The 14217-nt window shown below is 60.0% G+C and carries 13 protein-coding genes; 6 read left to right on the forward strand and 7 right to left on the reverse strand.

The window, feature by feature from the left end:
* Positions 1-7 precede the first annotated feature (7 nt).
* From ACLB0R_RS04575 to ACLB0R_RS04590, 4 genes are all read right to left on the reverse strand, one after another.
* Complete coding sequence (locus ACLB0R_RS04575; RefSeq protein ID WP_416642164.1) at positions 8-997, reverse strand: FecR family protein; 990 nt, start codon at positions 995-997, stop codon at positions 8-10.
* Positions 951-1508 (reverse strand): RNA polymerase sigma factor, encoded by a 558-nt coding sequence (locus tag ACLB0R_RS04580; RefSeq protein ID WP_416642165.1) that lies wholly within the window; start codon positions 1506-1508, stop codon positions 951-953. The genes ACLB0R_RS04575 and ACLB0R_RS04580 overlap by 47 nt, the downstream gene beginning before the upstream one ends.
* Positions 1509-1530: 22 nt before the next feature.
* A complete protein-coding gene (locus ACLB0R_RS04585) occupies positions 1531-2556 on the reverse strand; it encodes a glycosyltransferase (RefSeq protein WP_416642166.1) in 1026 nt (341 codons plus the stop codon).
* Between the two features lie 202 nt (positions 2557-2758).
* Positions 2759-3373 carry a class I SAM-dependent DNA methyltransferase gene (locus tag ACLB0R_RS04590; RefSeq protein WP_416642167.1) on the reverse strand — a complete coding sequence of 205 codons (615 nt, stop codon included), beginning with the start codon at positions 3371-3373 and terminating at the stop codon, positions 2759-2761.
* 234 nt (positions 3374-3607) lie between these two features.
* Here ACLB0R_RS04590 and ACLB0R_RS04595 point away from each other — a divergent pair, with 234 nt between their 5' ends.
* From ACLB0R_RS04595 to ACLB0R_RS04610, 4 genes are all read left to right on the forward strand, one after another.
* Positions 3608-4876 carry a hypothetical protein gene (locus ACLB0R_RS04595; protein ID WP_434953730.1) on the forward strand — a complete coding sequence of 423 codons (1269 nt, stop codon included), beginning with the start codon at positions 3608-3610 and terminating at the stop codon, positions 4874-4876.
* Entirely contained in the window at positions 4873-6651 is a 1779-nt protein-coding gene (locus ACLB0R_RS04600; protein WP_416642169.1) for a DUF1800 domain-containing protein, read from the forward strand. The genes ACLB0R_RS04595 and ACLB0R_RS04600 overlap by 4 nt, the downstream gene beginning before the upstream one ends.
* 12 nt (positions 6652-6663) lie before the next feature.
* Positions 6664-8082, forward strand: a complete 1419-nt coding sequence (locus tag ACLB0R_RS04605) for a DUF1501 domain-containing protein (RefSeq protein WP_416642170.1) — start codon at positions 6664-6666, stop codon at positions 8080-8082.
* A gap of 211 nt (positions 8083-8293) precedes the next feature.
* Positions 8294-9106, forward strand: coding sequence for a hypothetical protein (locus tag ACLB0R_RS04610; protein WP_416642171.1), 813 nt, complete (start codon positions 8294-8296; stop codon positions 9104-9106).
* A gap of 362 nt (positions 9107-9468) precedes the next feature.
* Here ACLB0R_RS04610 and ACLB0R_RS04615 read toward each other — a convergent pair whose 3' ends face one another.
* The gene (locus ACLB0R_RS04615; RefSeq protein ID WP_416642172.1) at positions 9469-10041 is read right to left on the reverse strand and encodes a TetR/AcrR family transcriptional regulator; all 573 of its coding nucleotides are present in this window, start codon (positions 10039-10041) and stop codon (positions 9469-9471) included.
* Between ACLB0R_RS04615 and ACLB0R_RS04620 the strand changes: the two genes are divergently transcribed.
* Positions 10040-10642 carry an MAPEG family protein gene (locus ACLB0R_RS04620; protein WP_416642173.1) on the forward strand — a complete coding sequence of 201 codons (603 nt, stop codon included), beginning with the start codon at positions 10040-10042 and terminating at the stop codon, positions 10640-10642. The two genes, ACLB0R_RS04615 and ACLB0R_RS04620, sit on opposite strands and share 2 nt — an antisense overlap.
* Before the next feature lie 29 nt (positions 10643-10671).
* Positions 10672-11013: a hypothetical protein gene (locus ACLB0R_RS04625; RefSeq protein WP_416642174.1), complete on the forward strand. Its 342-nt coding sequence runs from the start codon at positions 10672-10674 to the stop codon at positions 11011-11013.
* A gap of 358 nt (positions 11014-11371) precedes the next feature.
* Here the strand turns inward: ACLB0R_RS04625 and ACLB0R_RS04630 are convergent, their stop codons facing one another.
* Positions 11372-12070 carry an MgtC/SapB family protein gene (locus ACLB0R_RS04630; protein WP_416642175.1) on the reverse strand — a complete coding sequence of 233 codons (699 nt, stop codon included), beginning with the start codon at positions 12068-12070 and terminating at the stop codon, positions 11372-11374.
* A gap of 266 nt (positions 12071-12336) precedes the next feature.
* On the reverse strand, positions 12337-13983 hold the full coding sequence (locus ACLB0R_RS04635; protein WP_416642176.1) for an NRAMP family divalent metal transporter: 1647 nt from the start codon (positions 13981-13983) through the stop codon (positions 12337-12339).
* Positions 13984-14217: the final 234 nt, after the last annotated feature.

Genomic DNA, 14217 nt, shown 5'->3' on the forward strand with positions numbered 1-14217 from the left:
AGAAAACTTAACGATGGCGCGGCGCGGCCTCCACCAATATCCAGCGCCTGCCATCACGTCGCCATTTCGCTCCCACCAAGGATGCCAGATGCGGAACGTCCTGATCCGCGACTCCGGTCAACCGGACGACTCCGGTTAAGCGACGTGTCGACAAGCTTCCTGGAATCACCAAGTCGATCGCATAAAGGCGGTTGATCCGCGCCGCAACGTCGCCAAGCGGCTGGCCGTCAAAGCTTAGCAAATGAGTTCGCCAGCCGCCCACGAGGTCAGCGGCGATCGTCGAACGAACGATATCGCCGCTAAGCGAATCGACAGCCAACGCATCGCCAGCATTGAGGGTGACCGCCTTTCCGCCGGCCTCAACGCCAACCGAGCCATTGGCGACCTCGACAGCAAGCCGATCATGTTGCTCCCGCACATTAAAGACGGTCCCCAGATCGCGAAGCGTCGCACTGCTCGCTTTTACGACAAAGGGATGCGCTTCATCATGACGGACAGCGAAGGTCGCTTCGCCGTCGCGCAGCACCACCGATCGTGGGTCGGCGCGATTAAGCTGAACGCGCGATCCGCCACTGATATCGATTTGGGTGCCGTCGGCCAGCACAACGGCGCGCGTCTCTCCAGCGCGGGTCGCGATCTCGTAGGTATTCGGCGTGGGCGAAAGCCAGCGCGGCGTGACGACCGCCGCGAGCGCGACCGCGGCGCACGATACGCCGGCTGCCCAGAGCCAGCGGCGCGGCGAAGGGTTATCATTCGCAGGGCCAGGCAAGGCGATTGATGGCGGGAATTGTGCCTGGGCAACCAAATGATCTGCAAGCGCGATCTTGTCATACGCGGCAGCATGTCGCGCATCGGCCGCAAGCCAATCGGCAAAGTGCGCCCAATCCTCCTCGCGAGCGACGCTCAACCGAAGGTGCCAATTAATTGCCTGATCAATGATCGTATCTTGTTCAGTGCGCATGACCCGCACTCCCTTCTTCGCGAAGACGACGCGCATTCGCCAAATCCGCATCAACTTGTCCCAGCCCTTCCTCGATTTTGCGGTAGGCGCGTTGCAGCAGCTTCTCGACTCCGCTGACGCTGATCCCCAGCCGGTCAGCGATCGCGCGCTGTGACACGCCCTCCAGTCGGAACAGGCGAAGAGCCGTCGCCATGCGTTCGGGCATGTCGGCGATGGCTGCCTCGACTTGGCGCAATTGATTTCGCGCGATCAATGAACGTTCCGCGTCAGGAAAGTCATCCGCGAGTGGCCGTTGATCCTGCCAAGCCCTGTCCCGCCTGAGGCGGCGCCCGGCAGCAATACGCCGATCGGTCGCCATATTGGCGGCCACTCGGTAAAGAAATGCTACGGGGTCAGATACCGGGTAGCTTGTCAGCTGGTCGATGCGCAGCCACATGTCCTGAAGCGCATCTTCAGCTTCCTCCCGGTTGCCCAGCCGCGCTGTCAGGAACTGCAGCAGCATTGGTCGCCTCAACAAAAAAATGGCCATGAGGCCGTCGTCCGCCATATCTCGGCATCCCGTCGCTGAGTCAGATCCGGGAGCGCAGGCCGCGCGCCCTGGCGATGTCGCTGGCCGATGCCGGGCGCAACCGACCCGTTTCGCCGCCGCGCGCTACCACGATCAGATCACTGGGCCGGCTGCTCGCGCCGGGACGACGCAGCACGACCCGCGCAGGTGCCGGCTTGGCAAATATGGGTTGACTTGGTGCTGCGCTTGGCGGTCCTTCGAGTTGGTGAAAGGCCCGCTCGCGCATTCGGTCACTCATCAAATTGCGGCCGCGCAGGCGAGCGGCGAGAAAGCGGTAGAAGAACCAATTCCCCGCAATTGGCGCGGCGATCGAGTAAATAATCCGCTCAACAAGCGTCCAGCGGATCGACTCTCGCTCGCGCGGCCGGGTCGACGGCATGCACCATAGATCCGGCGAATATCCGATCGTTCCATGGGCCAGGAGACGATGAATAATCTCATGATCTTCGAGCACATAATTCCAGCGCTCTGGATCAAACCCACCGGCCGCGCGCAGTGCTGCGGTGCGGAACGTTTGACCGGCGCCGCCGCAATGACTTTGCCGTGGTAGCAGGCGCGCGGCGGCTGCAATCTTGTTGGCCTTAAGGCGCTGATGCGTTTTGCTGCTGCCTCGGTGCACCACATATGCACCGCCAGCGACATGGCCCGCACGCCTGAGGATCCGCCCCGCCGCCGCCAGATAGTGCGGCGGGTAAATCGTGTCGGCATCGCACGTCGCGACAAAGCGGGTGTGAACCAGTCGCAGACCGGCGCTTAGCGCCGCGACCTTCCCGGGCGATGGTTCGGTCACGATGATCGGATCGATGTCGAAGCTAGCGCAGGCGATCCGCGCGACATGGGCGCTGCCATCGGTCGAGCCGTTGTCGATGAGGACAAGTCGCAGCTTTTCGCTTTGTCGAGCGATACTGGCAATCGTCGCGGGAAGAAGGCGGCGCTCATTGAAAAACGGGATTAGGATTGTCCATTCCGGAGCCACTTCTAACGAACGATCGCTGCGCGACCGCAGCCAGTCGAGATCGATAAACATCGACAAAATACCTCAAAATGCGATCAGAAAGTGTCGAGAGTAGCGATCCCTGCCAAGCCGGGGTCGGCTTGACTGCGGCATCGCCAGAGCCGGGCATTGACCGAAGGACGATGCCGCAAGGAAAATTCCGCACTTGTGTCGGAAGAATTTTTGCGAGCCCAGGAAACCGACGTGGGCTCGCTTAGTGCGGCGACAAAAGTTTTCATGCCAAGGCCGTGCGAGGTTGGCGCGACGCCAGTCGGCTCCAAAAATAAGCGCGCCAACGCTTTGCGCCAACCTCGATAGGTTTCAGTTCCCGCCAACCCGTGCCGACGAAGAGGTGAGCGAGCGCGCGGGATTGAGGCTCAAAATTCGTCACGATAATGTTGTCGGCAATTTCCTGAACATCGGCGATCAATTGTTGTTGCCTGTTTCCATAGACGAGCACTTCGCAAAGAGTGGCGATGTCATAGCGGGCGTAGGGTATCGGTGATCGCAGCGTGCCGAGCGTGCCCTCGAGGAAAATAGCGTCGGGCACGGACACGCGCGCCCGCGCCAATGCAGAAGGCGAGATATCTATCCCTGTGATGTGTCGAGCCAGCATTCGGAAATGGCAAGTCTGCGCGCCCTCGCCGCAGCCGATTTCGAGCAGTGTCCTGACCGGTGGACAATTTTCCCTTATTAGGGCGTTCGTCGCGATAAAGCGGGGCTGTTCGCGGCGCTTCAGCTTCCAGGGATCAGCTCTGTCGTAAAGTGCATCCAAGACGGCGGGTTCGCCGCTGAACTGATGACGGCGTAGCGACCAGCGTTCCAACAGGCGCGAAATCGGCACGGGCATTTCTAGTTTCCCTCGCTTGACGATGAGTTCGCTGCCGTGACGATACCGAAGGCGCAAATCCGTACATTGGGCCGGCATCACCGATGCGATGGGTCCCTCGCGCGGTGGCGCAACGCGGCATTGGCTACCTGAGCATCATTTTTCTGTGCGGGTTCTGCCAATCGGTGGCGTCTTCGCTTCAACGAACATCCGTCCGGGATCGAACGAAGAGGTCTTGCTGTGATCGCCCCCAATATGATCCTCGACGCCGCTCGCTGGGAGCATAGCTGGCGCCCACTCTGGCGCAACATCGTGGAAATCGTACGGCGGCACCAAGCAGGATCGTTGCGCGCAGTCGGCGTTGTCGCGACCCTTTTTGCCCTCGCGCTTGCGATAGATCAGCTCAGTCGAACGGGTACCGTACCGCTGGCTGATCTGTTCGCCCGCAGTGCTGTCTTCTGGGTTGCCTTCGGCGGCACGATATTGGTCGAGCCGTTGGCCGATGCGTGGATCATGTGGCGGCGGTTCGGCATCGGTACCGAGAGCATCGGCCCGCTGCTGCGCAAACAGACACTCAACACGCTACTGTTTAGCTGTGCTGGCGACGCTTTGTTCGGCGGCTGGCTCCGACAGCGGCTTGGTGATGGCCAGACCGCCTTGGCGCTGATGTGTGATCTGACCATCATGTCGGCCTTGGTCAACAACTTGATGACTATCATGTTGCTCGTGGTGATGTGGGCGCCGCTCTCCGTACTGACAGGGTCTGCGTATATCGATGGCCATGTGCTTATCGCCGTCGTGGCCGTCGCTGCTATTCCCGCTGTCCTCGCCATAGTTCGAACGACGTTATCGCCGAGCACTGGCCTGATCGAGCTTGGCATCATTCTGACACTGCGCACGGCCATTTACGTCATGCTATTGTTGGCGGCTTGGCATTTCGCGCTTCCGCAAGTGCCCGTGCAGTCATGGCTGCTGTTGCTGACGCTTAAGATGGTTGTCTCGCGATTACCGATCCTGCCGAACAAGGATCTCGCCTTCGCCAGCGGTGTCGCAATAGTTTTAGGACCAAACGAGGCGATCGCCTCGGTAAGTGCCGGGCTGGCTCTGCTCACAATTTTGGCCGAGGCGCTATGCCTTCTCGTGCCGTTGCGCCTGAACCAGCGCCCAATTGCCAAAGTTCCAAGTGCCTCAAGCACACCGGCCTATCATGGGCTTGAGGCAGCTTCCGCAAGACCGATGGACCGCAATCTGGACCTCATCCGCAGCAGCCAGGAACGGTATCTGGCGACCGCAGGGTCGCCTGCGGGCAATGGACCGGTCGACAGCATCGATGGTGCTCATCGTCCCGCGGTGCCCAGCGTTATCGCTCAGAGGATGAGCGCTCGGATTCGCGCGCGCAAGGATCTCAACGATAGCCGCTCCACCCTTGTTGGCAGGCTCGCCGACGGCGAGCCCAAGCGCACAGCCTCGTTGTTGTCGGGGCGATCGAACAGATTATCCCATGAACAGCGGGAAGTACGATGAGCGATCGTGACATTGGTGGTTATTCGCCGTCATTGCCCTGGGCCGTCGAACCAGATGGCTCCCCCGATCGGCGCGAAAACCTGCAATTATCGGTCAAAGCAGCCCTGATTGCAGCATCCAGCCTGTCGCTGGATGCCTGCGGAGGTGGAGAAACCAGCAGTCCCGCACCCCCGCAGGTCGTCGTTGCACCGCCGGCGCCGCCGACAACAGCGCAAGCGGCCCGGTTTTTGTTGCAGGCCCAATTCTCGGCAAGCGAGATGGATTTGAGCACTGTCACGACCAGCAGTTACGATGCTTGGCTCGATCAGCAGTTCGCTCAAAGTCGCGGATATACCGCATGGTCATGGCTAGATAAGAACGGCTACAACGTACCGAATTCTAAGCAAAACTTCCTCGACAGCTTTCCCAGCGATTACATGGTCTGGAACCAGCTCATTTCCAGCCCCGATCAATTCAGAATGCGTCTAGCCTTGTCGCTGTCGGAAATGATGGTCGTTTCGGTAGAGTCGATAGATGGATACTGGCCGCCTTACTATATGGCTGCTTATTGGGACGTGTTAGCGGATAACGTTTTCGGGACGTATCGCAATCTTTTGGAACGAGTAACGCTAAATGCCGCGATGGGTCGCTATCTCAATATGGCAGGCAGCATGCCCGAGGATCCGGCAACGGGGCGCGAACCCGATGAAAATTATGCTCGCGAGGTCATGCAATTGTTTTCGATCGGCCTTTGGCAGCTCAATGGCGATGGAACGTATAAGCTCGATAGCACCGGTAACAAGATGCCGACTTATAGCCAGGCCGACGTGAGCCAGCTGGCGCGTGTGCTGACCGGTTGGGATATCGATGACAGCAACCTGACATATACAAACATTACTGGCTGGTACGAACCGGTTCCCGATACAAGCCCCGCCAAGCGGCCAATGGCCTTTTCCGCCCAAAATCACTCTTCTCAATCAGCGAGTTTTCTTGGGACGACAATCCCCGCTGGAACCGACGGTGTCGCCGCATTGAAAATGGCGCTGGATACCCTTGCTAATCACCCCAATGTCGCACCCTTCTTTTCGAAGCAAATGATCCAACGGTTGGTCACATCCAATCCGAGCCCCGATTACGTGCGTCGCGTTGCCACAAAGTTCAACGACAATGGCTCCGGCACGCGCGGCGATCTCAAGGCGGTCTGGCGGGCGATCCTGACCGACACCGAGGCGCGAGCAACACCTGCGCCTCCAACGTTCGGCAAAGTTAGGGAACCGATCGTTCGAGCCGTTCAGTGGGCGCGAACCTTCAAAGCAAGCTCGACTAGCGGGCAGTGGAAAGTCCCCGATCAATCGGACATCAGCTATGGCCTAGGACAAAGTCCCCTGCGTTCGCCATCCGTTTTTAACTTTTTCCGTCCCGGCTATGTGCCGCCCCATACCCAAATCGCTACGCAAAACCTGGTGGCGCCGGAATTCCAAATCCATAATGAAACCAGCATTGTCGGCTATGTAAACTATTTGTCGGACTGGATTGCCAGCTTCTTTGGGGACGGAGACATAAAGGCGAATTACGCCGATCTACTCCCTCTTGCGGTCGACTCACAAGCCCTGATCGACTGGCTAAATTTGAGGCTTTGTGCGGGCCAACTGGGAGTAGACACGATCGCCGCCATCAAGGCGTCGATCGACAGCATCCCTATTACCAGCACAAGCACCGACGACGACAAGCTTAATCGGATTTACGGCACGATATTCATGACAATGGTATCGTCTGAGTATTTATTCGCGTCTTAAAAGAGAGGCATCATGGTTTTCTCAATCGGACATCACCTGGATCGACGCTCATTCCTAAGGCGCCTTTCAGCATTAGGTGTTACCGGCGCAGCGCTGCCATTTGCACTAGAGTTCGCCGCGATCGGTGAGGCGGCTGCCTTCACGGTCAGTGACTACAAGGCGCTTGTCTGCATATTTCTTTATGGAGGAAATGACTACGCTAATACGCTTATTCCATATGACTTGGCCAATTACGACCGATACAGCGCCATTCGTGGCGGCGGGTCAGGACGAACGGCGGGCGGCATCGCGCTAAGTCGCGCTTCGCTCGATGCTACATCCTTGCGGCCGAGGAGCCCGCAAACCCTGACCAACGATCTTCAATTTGCCCTGGCGCCACAACTGAAAGCACTCAAATCCTATTGGGATGCTGGAAACTGTGCCGCTCTGCTGAATGTGGGACCGCTCATCGTACCGCTGACGCGGGCGCAATATGATAGCGGCGACGCTGCCCGTTATCCCTCGCCGAGCGGCTTGTTTTCTCACAATGATCAGCAATCGACTTGGCAGTCGCTTGCCGCCGAGGGATCGACCATCGGCTGGGGCGGCCGGCTTGGCGACCTTGCCGCGGCCAACAATGGCAACGCTCTTTTGACTTGCGTTTCTGCCGGGGGGAACGCTGTCTTCGTGTCGGGAGAGACAGTGTTACAATACCAGATTGGTACCGACGGCGCTCGACCTATCTATGCGACACAGAAAGACTATTATGGCACTGCTCAAGCCTCGACCGTTAAAAAGTTGCTTACTCAGTCGCGCGCAAATATATTCGAGAATGAGTTTAACATCGTTACTAAGCGCTCACTCGATCTTTATCAAAGCGTGGCATCGGCGATCGGATCTGTTTCGTTAAAGACGCCGTTCAATCCAGACAACGATCTAGCGGCACAGCTTGCCATCGTTGCCCAATTGATCGGAGGGCGCGCTGCCCTAGGCGCCAAGCGGCAGGTATTTTTTGTATCGGCCTTTGGCTATGACACGCATGACGGCCTTGTGTCGAACCATCCCGCTTTGATGGCGGATTTGAACGAAGCTCTGGACCAATTCTATCGGGCGACCGTCGAGCTCGGAGTGAGTTCGCAGGTCACGAGTTTCACAGCGTCTGATTTTGGCCGGACGCTTGCCTCAAACGGTGACGGCTCCGATCACGGCTGGGGCTCACATCACTTCATTCTTGGCGGGGCGGTGAAAGGCGGTCAATATTATGGGGTTGCGCCGGAGGTATCGCTCACCAGCGACGATCAGGTAGGACAGGGTCGCTTGCTGCCATCGACGGCCGTGGATCAATATGCAGCCACGCTCGCTTCGTGGTTCGGTGTGACTGCATCGGAGATGTCGACGGCCCTCCCGAGGATAGGAAATTTTTCAACGGCCAATTTGGGATTTATGAACTAGGGCGGTCCCACTGGCTGAAGCACCGTGATTTGGCGTTGTGCTCGCGAGCGAGAGCGAACCGTGATCATCATATCGTCGCGGGTTCGCTTGACGAGTATCTGCGTTGATAGCCAGCTTCCCGATGATGGCGATGCGGCCACGACGCAAATACCGTATCGTTCGAGCGGTTGATTTAGGGCATTGGACACGAGTTAAGTAGCGAGAACGTCCGATGAAATCAGGCCACCTCTCGAGATTGGTTGCCTTTGCGGCGTTCGTCCTTCTCCCCGCCGCAGCGCACGCTGCGCCCGAGGAAATCCAGGTCTATATCGACGATATGGATGAGCCCGGCGAGATCGGGCTCGATACACACATCAACTATGTCGCGACCGGCGAGAGCACGCGCGCCGATTATCCGGGCGCGGAGGACAGCCTCAAACGCCTGCGCATCACGCCCGAATTTTCCTATGGGCTCACGCGCCATCTCGAAGCCGGGCTGTATTTGCCGCTGTCGACGATCGATCGCGACGGGCATTTTAATTTCGGCGGGGTAAAGGCGCGGCTCAAATATATCGCGCACCCGCACGGCAATGCTAACCTCTGGTACGGCGTCAATTTCGAGATCGGCCATGTCGATCGCCGCCTCGACATCAATCCTTGGAATGCCGAGGTGAAAGGCATGCTCGGCGCGCGGACGGGGAAATGGTTGCTCGCGCTCAACACCAATGTTGATTTTGTCGTCTCAGGGCCCCAGCCCGCGCCAGCCACGCTCGAGCTGGCGAGCAAGGTGAGCTATTCGATCTCGAAGCGCGTTGCATTGGGGTTCGAGGGCTATAACGGCGTCGGCGAACTCAAGAATCTTGGCCATTTCGGCAGCAGCGAGCAGGCGGTGTATGCGACCGCCGATATCGGTCTCGGCAAATGGGATTTGAACCTGGGCGTGGGGCGCGGCTTTGGCGCCAATCCCGATAAGCTGGTGGTGAAAGCGATCATCGGCGTGCCGATCAACGGCTTGTTCGCGCGGCACCGAGCGATCATACGATAAGTGCATAAATTCGCAGCGGGAATGCCCCTCCGGTCGATCATGGCCACGCCCTATGCTGGGACCTTTGGCGCACTTTTCGCTAAACCCGCTCTACTTGATTTTCGCCAGACGCCCTTGAAGCGACCTCCAAATGCTAGCGATCACGCTTCAGCGAGGCATGTCAATCGGGTCGTCTTCGAAATCGGACTAACTGACTTCAGCGCCTGCAAAGATGGTCTATCCGACATGATCATTGTTTGGCGGAGATGGGAAGAACAACAGCTGCGATCCGCTTGAACGGTGGACGATCTCCTATTTTGATTCCGTCGTGCACCCTTCGGTCGCCTTTGAAGGCAAGAGCATAGTTGCAGATTGTCGATCGTTTATTCCTTCAATGACCGCACCGCATCCCAGCTCACCTGCTGCAGTGTCTCGCGCGGTGTGCGCGCTCGCGCCAGCGCCATCAGGCCAAGTACCGATGCGACAAGCGTCGACGCGGCCGCCGCAGGGTCGACATTCTCGCGAAACACCCCAGCAGCCTGGCCAAGCGAGATCTGCCGCTCGAACCATTCGCGTACCTCCGCCACGCGCGCCTCGGCCAGGTCGAGCGTCTCGGGGGTATGCGCGAAGCGCTCCATGATCGTATTGGCGATCAGACAGCCTTTGCGATCAGGGTCGTCAGCGAGATAGTTGGCGAGCCATGCCATCCATTGCTCGAGCGCGTCCGCACCCTCGACGCTAGTCTGGAACGAGGCGCGAAACATCGAACCGTAGCGCTCGAAGACTCGTCGGAAGAGATCGTCCTTGTCCTCGACAAAGGCGTAGATGCTGCCCGAGCCGAGGCCGGTCGCCTGCGAGATGTCGGCCATCGACGTGGCCGCGAAGCCGCGTTTCCAGAACAGCTCAAGCGACTGATCCAGAAAGGCGTCGGTATCGAAACTACGGTGCCGGGCCATGACACGCGGAATCCTCAATCAAATTAGCTTGCGTAATTATGGAACGACCGTTACAGTAACGATCGTTCCACAAAGGAGCTTTGCCATGTATCGCCTCGTAACACCAGCGGTTTTGTATCGTGCAGCGCCCGTCGCCGCTCTAATTCTCGCCCCAGATTTCGCCTACGCCCAGTCGGGCGCAACAGCCGCCCATCCGTTCATACCCGCCGTCGAAGTGCTGTCGCTGCTCGGAACTTGTGCACTGCTACTTGTGTTGCCACACCTTTACGCAACCGCGGCGTCGTTCAAGCTTGGCATGCCTGCGGCACTCGGCGATCGCGAGAACTTTCCTGAGCTCACCGGTTGGCTCGGCCGCGCGCGGCGCGCCGAGCTCAACTTGCAGACCAACCTCATCCCCTTTGCAGTGGTGGTGCTGTTGCTGGCTATCGCCGGGACCAGCACGGGTCTCACTCGCACCGGCGCACTGCTTTTTCTTGGTAGCCGGCTCGTACATGCCATCGCGTATATCCTCGCGATCCCGGGGCTACGCACCCTCGCCTTCTACGCCGGCTTCACGGGTACGCTAATCGCTGCCTGGCCGCTGGTCGCGCCGTTGATCTGAGGTACAAGCCTTCAAGCCGGAGACGTCCAATGATCCGTTCAACCGTAACCACTGTTGCCCTGCTAGTGCTCTCGAGCACTGCTTCTGCTGAGACCGTCCCGACTCCTCGGCCCAGCACTGCCGACGATCAGAGCTGGTTGGCGAAGAGCTTCGTCAAGCGCCTGCTGATCGAGACCGATGCCACCAAGCGCGAGGCGCTGGCGGAACAAATCCTGTCGCCCGACTATATGCGGCGCAACCCTTTCGTTCCGCCGGGCCGCGCCGGGCTGATCGCCTATAAAATTTGGCCGCCTCGTTCCCAGACGCCCGCACCAAGCTCCAGGACGTGGTCGCGACGCCTAGGATCGCGCTCGAGACGGGAAATTTCGTGAAGGTCTGTTGGAGTGATTGAGTGTCGATCGTAAGGCGAAGCTTTACAGTCTTTCTGGTTGAGTGGGTTGTAGCCTGGGGTGATCGATATCGCGTCCACGACGGTTGGACGCGATCCACCGCGAGCGAGGCAATGGCTTAACACTTCCCCGACGCACGCCGAGCCGCGGCGGTTTTAACTCAGCATGCGCCAACTCACCTTGAACCAGGTAGCGATGCACGCCGGAGACTTGTTCATCCTGTTCAGCGTCAGCGAGCGCGTCATAGCCTATCGCGCTAACAGCCTGTGATGGAAGTCGACTTCATATCGTTGCTGATCGTTGTCCAGTCGGGCTCCCAAGGTGCGCTGTTCGGTAACTTTTAGTTGGTGGTGCTGACGGTCCAGGTAGCGCTTGCGACCGCAGTGTTTCGCTCTAGGTGGGCGACGATCACGTCGAGCTCGGTGGGGTCGGCTGAGGTTGGCACAAGCGCGGCCGCCAGCTCGACTAGGTCCTCGGTCTCGCTGAGGGTCTCGATCTCCCGGATCGGATAGTGATGGCGTTCAAGCTCCTCGAACAAAAGGTCGCGCGCGTCCGATACGCTCTGGGGCTTGCAGATCACATGGACACGATATAGTGCCTCGGTCTCCCCAGGCCTGATTGGGCGCCGGTTCACAAAGTCGACCAGGGGACGAAGCAGCGTGTTGCCAGCTAGCACGAAAGCGGCGACGAGCGCCGCTTCGCCTGGCTCGCCCGCCCCAGCGAAGGCGCCGACGGCCGCGGACGCCCATAGGGTCGCGGCGGTGTTCAGGCCGCGCACTTGCGTGCCCTCCTTCATGATGACACCGGCACCCAGGAACCCGATCCCGGAAACCACATAAGAGATGACTCGCGCCGAGCCGTCATGCCCAGCGACCCGGGCGCCGAGATCGACGAAGGCCGCCGCGCCGACCGCGACTAGGACATTGGTTCTCAATCCCGCCGTGCGTTGCCGAAACTGCCGCTCGAGGCCGATAAGGGCGCCCAGGACGAACGCCGTCGCCAGCGCGATCGCGGTGTTGAGCAATGGCCAGTTCGTCATCCGTGTAAACTCCGTTTCGTCAGTCGACGATGCTGTCCCGCGCGTACTGTTGAGGCATGGCTAGCGCGCCAGGCCCGCATCGCCGCGCGCGCCAGCGCATTCGCAGCATGAAGGGCTGGCACGAGATTACTGGCGCTTATGAGGCGGCGACGAACGGCGCCCCGGGCGACATAGACGATCAGGTCCGCCAGACGAAGGTAGAGCTTGGCGCGGAACGGCGTACGGTCATCGAATATCATGGTCGGCTCCTAATGACGGGCGCGGGGTCAGTGGCCACCGACAGCGGGATGATTGAGGGCGAGTTGGATGATACGCACAAGCACAAGGCCGCCAGCCACCAGCAGATAGCCGCGCAGCACCCCCATCCAGAGCCGGCGTCCGCGGGACATTGTGGCCGGTTCGAGCCGGTCGAGCGGCGGCATGCGCCAGGTCTTGCGGCCGGAGCGATCGACACGCTCCGGCTTACGCAGCAGCACGACGACACAGCCGAGCAGCGTAACGATGGCGCCGCCGCCGAGAATGCCGAGAATCACATCCGCGCTCATCTCCGGGTAAAGCACCGCAGCGGTCAGGATGATCGACAGCATCACCAGCCCGGCGATCACCACGCCGGTGAAGATGTTGAGCCCACGGCTGTTGACCCAAGGCCCGAGCACTGCCTTGTCGTTGCAGAGCAGCAGCAGGAACACGGTCGCACTCGGCAGTAGGACGCCCGCCAGTGTCTGGACTGCATTGGTCAGCAACCCCAGCGGCGCGCCCGGCGTCAGCACGATCGCGGCTGCGGCGGCGATCAGGCCACCATAGACCAGATAGAACATCGGCGCATCGGTTACCTTGCGGTGTAGCGAGTGCTTGAGCGACAGCACGTCGCCGAGCGCGTAAGCCGTGGCGAGCGAGACCGCGCTTGCCCCGATGATCGAGGCGTCGATCAGCGCCAGCGCAAACAACACGCCCATCGCATGCCCGGCCTTTGCGCCGATCGCCCGAGCAACGGCGCCGGCGTCCGTGAAATGACCGAAGTCGGGCGTGCCCCGGAACGCGACGGCGGTGAACGCCATCATCGCCGCGGCGCCGATGACGACGACAAGGATGCCGATCCAAAGATCGGCCTTCTCATAGCCGATGAACTTCGGCGTAATCCGCTTGTCGATCACATAGCTCTGCTGGAAGAAGAGCTGCCACGGCGCGACCGTCGTGCCGACGATCGCGATGATCAACAGCATGACATCGCTGAGCTTGGATGCTGCGGGCACGCCGGGCACGAGGAAGCCGCGCGCGATTTCGCCAGGCCCTGGGTGAAGAGCGAGGACGATCGGCGCGAGCAACAGGCTGCCGCCGACGAGCATCATCATGAACCGCTCGAAGCGGCGGAAGTCGCCAGTGCTTGCCGCCGCTACCGTCAACATGGCCGCGGCGATGACGCCCCACAGCTTGGGCACGCCGAGATAATCGAGGCCCAGGCTGACCCCGATGAACTCGGTGACGATCGTGAGCGCGTTTAAGAGGAACAAGTCGACGACGCTGAACGCCCCCCAGAACTTCCCGAACCGCTCCAGGATCAGGCGCGCATGACCGACGCCAGTCACGACACCCAGGCGTAGCACCATCTCCTGGTTAACGTAGAGGACGGGCACCAGCAACAGCAGCGTCCATAACAACGAGGTGCCATACATTTGCCCCGCTTGGGTGTAGGTACCGAATGCCCCCGCGTCATTGTCGCCGACCATGACGATAAGGCCGGGTCCGACGATCGCGAGAAAGATCATCAACCGCCCCCACAGGTTCTGCTTTCCGTCGGGATCGGCCATCCGGATGGTGCCGAACGCGCCGTGAATGTCGCCTTCATGCATGGTGTCGAGATGGGCGGTGTTGCGGCCCAGTGGGTCCTCGGCGATGGCAAGATGCAGAGTCATGACAGTGTTCCGGGAGTTCAGGCGTGCGGGAGGCCGCGCTTCACCGGAAACGCGGCGTTATAGGCAGCAAACGCGTTGCGTTAGACGGGCGGCGATGGCACCGCCGCCACGGACCATTGCCGATGCAGTCGACCGTCCTCGTCTCGAGTCGAGCGTCGGAGGAAGAGCGGGAAGGGCGATTGTTCGCCGACCAGGTCTTGGCGCCGCTGCAGATGCGACGCAACGGAGGCCAAG

This window comes from Sphingomonas sp. GlSt437, assembly GCF_048015635.2.
In the GTDB taxonomy this organism is placed as follows: Bacteria; Pseudomonadota; Alphaproteobacteria; order Sphingomonadales; family Sphingomonadaceae; genus Sphingomonas.

Excerpts from the sequence above, each read along its gene's own strand:
- ACLB0R_RS04575 (WP_416642164.1), bottom strand. The coding sequence starts at position 997 with ATGCGCGTCGTCTTCGCGAAGAAGGGAGTGCGGGTCATGCGCACTGAA.
- ACLB0R_RS04580 (WP_416642165.1), bottom strand. The coding sequence starts at position 1,508 with ATGGCGGACGACGGCCTCATGGCCATTTTTTTGTTGAGGCGACCAATG.
- ACLB0R_RS04585 (WP_416642166.1), bottom strand. The coding sequence starts at position 2,556 with ATGTTTATCGATCTCGACTGGCTGCGGTCGCGCAGCGATCGTTCGTTA.
- ACLB0R_RS04590 (WP_416642167.1), bottom strand. The coding sequence starts at position 3,373 with ATGCCCGTGCCGATTTCGCGCCTGTTGGAACGCTGGTCGCTACGCCGT.
- ACLB0R_RS04595 (WP_434953730.1), top strand. The coding sequence starts at position 3,608 with ATGATCCTCGACGCCGCTCGCTGGGAGCATAGCTGGCGCCCACTCTGG.
- ACLB0R_RS04600 (WP_416642169.1), top strand. The coding sequence starts at position 4,873 with ATGAGCGATCGTGACATTGGTGGTTATTCGCCGTCATTGCCCTGGGCC.
- ACLB0R_RS04605 (WP_416642170.1), top strand. The coding sequence starts at position 6,664 with ATGGTTTTCTCAATCGGACATCACCTGGATCGACGCTCATTCCTAAGG.
- ACLB0R_RS04610 (WP_416642171.1), top strand. The coding sequence starts at position 8,294 with ATGAAATCAGGCCACCTCTCGAGATTGGTTGCCTTTGCGGCGTTCGTC.
- ACLB0R_RS04620 (WP_416642173.1), top strand. The coding sequence starts at position 10,040 with ATGACACGCGGAATCCTCAATCAAATTAGCTTGCGTAATTATGGAACG.
- ACLB0R_RS04615 (WP_416642172.1), bottom strand. The coding sequence starts at position 10,041 with ATGGCCCGGCACCGTAGTTTCGATACCGACGCCTTTCTGGATCAGTCG.
- ACLB0R_RS04625 (WP_416642174.1), top strand. The coding sequence starts at position 10,672 with ATGATCCGTTCAACCGTAACCACTGTTGCCCTGCTAGTGCTCTCGAGC.
- ACLB0R_RS04630 (WP_416642175.1), bottom strand. The coding sequence starts at position 12,070 with ATGACGAACTGGCCATTGCTCAACACCGCGATCGCGCTGGCGACGGCG.
- ACLB0R_RS04635 (WP_416642176.1), bottom strand. The coding sequence starts at position 13,983 with ATGACTCTGCATCTTGCCATCGCCGAGGACCCACTGGGCCGCAACACC.